Raw genomic sequence first — 4,095 nt, forward strand, 5'->3', positions numbered from 1 at the left:
AATTAAAAGGAGAACATTAGCAAAGGAAGTAGCTGATCAAGGAAGAATTGCGATTAATGGGCAAGCTGCAAAGGCGAGCTCTGTTGTGAAAGTAGAAGATGAACTAACAATTCGTTTTGGACAAAAAGTAGTAACTGTAAAAGTAAATGAATTAAAAGAAACAACGAAAAAAGAAGATGCAGCTAACATGTATACGGTAGTTCGTGAAGAGAAAGTGAAAGCAGAAGAAGGCTTGTTCTAAATTATTTTCTCTCCTCATACATTATTTACTAGATAGTATAAAGCTATGGGGGGATTGACGTGAATAAGGGCTACTCAGTTGCGTCTTCTAATCAACAGAATGTTTCTGTAGAGCATGATATTATTATGCGTGGTAGACGTGTAATAGATATTACTGGCGTAAAGCAAGTAGAGAGTTTTGATAGTGAAGAGTTTTTATTAGAAACTGTAATGGGTTTTTTAACAATTCGCGGTCAAAACTTACAGATGAAAAATTTAGATGTAGAAAAAGGTATTGTATCCATTAAAGGGAAAATTCATGAGATGTTGTACATTGATGAAAATCAAGGGGAGAAAGCTAAAGGATTCTTTAGTAAGTTGTTTAAATGAGTTTAACGATTCAACTGTATACAATGCTTTCTATGATTGGAATGGGTGCTTGGATTGGAGCGGCGTTAGATACATACCAACGCTTTTTACAGCGACCGCGGCGTAAGCGTTGGATTGTATTTATATATGATATACTGTTTTGGATTGTCCAAGCACTGTTTGTCTTTTATGTATTGCTGCTTGTAAATGAAGCTGAATTACGTATATATGTTTTTGTAGCTTTGCTTTGTGGTTTTGCTGCATATCAAAGCTTATTGAAAGCAGTGTATATGCGAGTATTGAATTTTCTCATTTATATTTTTGTACAAACGATACAATTTTTTATCCAAATTGTACAGCTACTTATGATAAAACCTGTTATTATTATAGCGCAGCTTATTATTGCTTTTATTTTATTTTTATTTCGTATATTATTTTCAATTGGGCATGTGTTGTGGAAATGTACCGTATGGATATTACTTTTTGTATGGAAAATTTTTTTCTGGCCTGTTCGATTTCTTACTTTGCTCATATGGAAACTTCTCCCTAACCGTGTTAAACTTTTTATAAAGAGATATGTAGGATTACTGCAACATACAAGGAAATTGAAGAAATATACCTTTCAAATTTGGGAGCGTATAAAAAAGAAGTTAGGGGGACCTCGGAAATGAGGGAACTGAGGCAAAGATTGATTGAAGAGCAGAATCCAAATTCTGTCAGAGAACATATAATACAAACAAATGAAAACAGGAGGCGATTATATCGCCGTTTAGCAGTTTTTCTTGTCTTTGCTTTTACAATTATTGCGAGCATTAGTGTAACGTTTTATCAACAAAATAGTTCCGTTAAAGCAAAAGAAGTAAAGGTTGAAGAGATGAAAAAAGAATTGGGTTCATTAACAAAGAAAGAAAAAAAATTACAAGATGATGTTCAAAAGTTGAATGATGAAGAGTATGTTTTAAAGATTGCTAGGAGGGATTATTTCTTCTCTGGAAAAGGGGAGATAATTTTTCCTGTTTCTAAGTAGGTCGTGTCTTATTGACACTATATTTTAGGATTATATATAATAAAGTAAAATTTGACTTTTTAACCACTAAGGAGGAGCATTTTTTTTATGTCAATCGAGATAGGCAGCAAGTTACAAGGTAAAGTAACAGGTATTACAAATTTTGGGGCTTTTGTGGAGCTGCCAGAAGGCTTAACGGGTCTTGTTCATATTAGTGAAGTTGCTGATAATTATGTGAAGGATATTAATGATCACTTAAAAGTAGGCGACCAAGTAGAAGTAAAAGTTATTAATGTTGAAAAAGATGGAAAAATTGGTCTATCTATTAAAAAAGCGAAAGAGCGTGTAAGGCCAGAAGGAGATCGTCCACGCGGTGAGTATCAACGTGGTGGAGAGCAACGTGGTGGAGAGCAACGTGGTGGTGATCAACAACGTTCTGGACGTCCACAACGCAATCGTTCTTTTAACAGAGATAACCGTGGTGGCCGTGATAATGGTGGCAATCAAAAGGAAACGTTTGAGCAAAAGATGGCACGCTTTTTAAAAGAYAGTGAAGATCGTCTAACTTCTTTAAAGCGTAATACAGAATCTAAACGTGGTGGCCGTGGCGCTCGTCGCGGATAAAACGAACGTTTTATTCTTAACATATAGAGAGGTGCCCGGAGTAAGTCACTCGGGGTGCTTTTTTATGTAAATGAGTATATTAAAAAAAGAATAAAAAACTTTTTGAAACATGTTGACTTTAAAGTGAATTTGATATAAGATACTAATTGTCCGTTAAATAAGACGACATGGCGGTGTAGCTCAGCTGGCTAGAGCGTACGGTTCATACCCGTGAGGTCGGGGGTTCGATCCCCTCCGCCGCTATATTTATTTTAACGGCCCGTTGGTCAAGTGGTTAAGACACCGCCCTTTCACGGCGGTAACACGGGTTCGAATCCCGTACGGGTCATCTAAAAAAGATCATGCAGATAGCATGATCTTTTTTTTATTAAGAAATTGTAAATAATTGCAAAGCTTCTACAAAAACACCCTATATTTTTTGAATTTTCCGTTCTTTTAAGGTGCTTATTTTTAACAACTTGTATATATATAGGTTTATTTCGAATAARAAGTCGAACGATTATGTAAGTGTGAACTGTTGTTTTGACAAAAATCCCAATAATCATCTTTTATAATAACAGTAATTAAACTATGCAGGTGGTGTTAAAAATATGCCAAAATCAGGAAGGAATACTGTGAACACAAGTACACTGGCTATGAATGATGGGCAACTCAGATCAATAACATGGACAAGCAAGTTGAAAGTGAAGTTGGAGCAAGTTTTCTTTAGATGGGGATTTGTTATTGCTGTAATCGGTTTTCTTTTAGGACGAGCATATATATTAACGAACATTTTACCGTTTGCACTACCGTTTTTTGCTGCTGTTTATGTAATGAAACGTGATAAGATGGCACTCGCATTTCTTGCTCTTATGGGTGGTGCGCTTTCCGTTTCACTAGATAATTTACTTTTTGCCTTTGCATCTATTTTTACTTTCTTCATTTACAATATCTTCTTTAGTCGATTTACACGTAAAATTGTTGGACTTGTACCATTTCAAGTATTTATCTCCGCATTAACCGCACATCTCGCTGTTGTTTACTTCGCGCAGCAAACCGTCACTATGTATGATTTACTCGTAAGTACTATTGAAGCAGGGCTTAGTTTTGTTTTAACAATGATTTTTCTACAAAGTGTACCGTTATTGACAGAAAGAAAGGGAAAGCAACAAGCGTTAGAAACGGAAGAAATTGTTTGTTTAATTATATTACTTGCATCTGTGTTAACGGGTACAACAGATTGGTTTATTTACGACGCTTCAGTTCAACATATTTTCACGAGATATTTAGTGTTATTATTTGCTTTTGTTGCAGGGGCAGCTACTGGCTCAACAGTAGGGGTTGTTACAGGATTGATATTGAGTTTAGCGAATATAGGTAGCTTATCTCAACTTAGTCTATTGGCTTTTTCGGGGTTACTTGGTGGATTATTAAAAGAAGGGAAGCGTTTGGGCGTTAGTTTAGGGTTGCTAATTGGTACAGGTCTAATTACATTATACGTCGACAAGCAAGTAAATATTATAACAACTTTAATAGAATCTGGAGTGGCGATAGGATTCTTTTTACTAACACCACAGGCAATTATCGATCGGCTTGCTAAATTTATGCCAGGAACACAAGAACATTCTCAGGATCAACAACAATATTTACGAAGAATGCGTGATGTGACAGCTAATAAAATTAATCAATTTGCAAATGTATTCTCTGCATTATCTAATAGCTTTTCGGTATATGGATATGTGGAGGAAGAGGATGAGGAAACAGAAGCTGATTTATTTTTAAGTACAATTACAGCAAAGACGTGTCAATCATGTTTTAAAAAGGATCAATGCTGGGTAGTGAATTTTGATAAAACATATGATTATATGAAACAAATTATGAATGAAACAGAAGAAGGG

General features: G+C 35.3%; 5 protein-coding genes, 2 tRNA genes and 1 pseudogene. All 8 read left to right on the plus strand.

Annotated features, from left to right (window positions below):
• Position 1 precedes the first annotated feature (1 nt).
• Positions 2-241 (plus strand): S4 domain-containing protein, encoded by a 240-nt coding sequence (locus tag AC1DIT_RS27380; protein ID WP_476998561.1) that lies wholly within the window; start codon positions 2-4, stop codon positions 239-241.
• Between the two features lie 59 nt (positions 242-300).
• Complete coding sequence (yabP, locus tag AC1DIT_RS27385; protein ID WP_003194251.1) at positions 301-609, plus strand: sporulation protein YabP; 309 nt, start codon at positions 301-303, stop codon at positions 607-609.
• Complete coding sequence (yabQ, locus tag AC1DIT_RS27390) at positions 606-1,259, plus strand: spore cortex biosynthesis protein YabQ (protein ID WP_016116913.1); 654 nt, start codon at positions 606-608, stop codon at positions 1,257-1,259. The genes yabP and yabQ overlap by 4 nt, the downstream gene beginning before the upstream one ends.
• Positions 1,256-1,615 carry a cell division protein DivIC gene (divIC, locus tag AC1DIT_RS27395; RefSeq protein ID WP_016116914.1) on the plus strand — a complete coding sequence of 120 codons (360 nt, stop codon included), beginning with the start codon at positions 1,256-1,258 and terminating at the stop codon, positions 1,613-1,615. The genes yabQ and divIC overlap by 4 nt, the downstream gene beginning before the upstream one ends.
• An 87-nt stretch (positions 1,616-1,702) precedes the next feature.
• Positions 1,703-2,218, plus strand: a complete 516-nt coding sequence (locus AC1DIT_RS27400) for a S1 domain-containing RNA-binding protein (protein ID WP_016116915.1) — start codon at positions 1,703-1,705, stop codon at positions 2,216-2,218.
• Positions 2,219-2,387: 169 nt separating this feature from the next.
• Positions 2,388-2,461 (plus strand) — tRNA-Met (locus AC1DIT_RS27405).
• A 13-nt stretch (positions 2,462-2,474) separates the two neighbouring features.
• Positions 2,475-2,546: transfer RNA gene (locus AC1DIT_RS27410), tRNA-Glu, on the plus strand.
• A 262-nt stretch (positions 2,547-2,808) separates the two neighbouring features.
• Positions 2,809-4,095: pseudogene (locus AC1DIT_RS27415) on the plus strand (stage II sporulation protein E); the annotation flags it as partial.

It is taken from the genome of Bacillus sp. 05T22 (assembly GCF_056396765.1).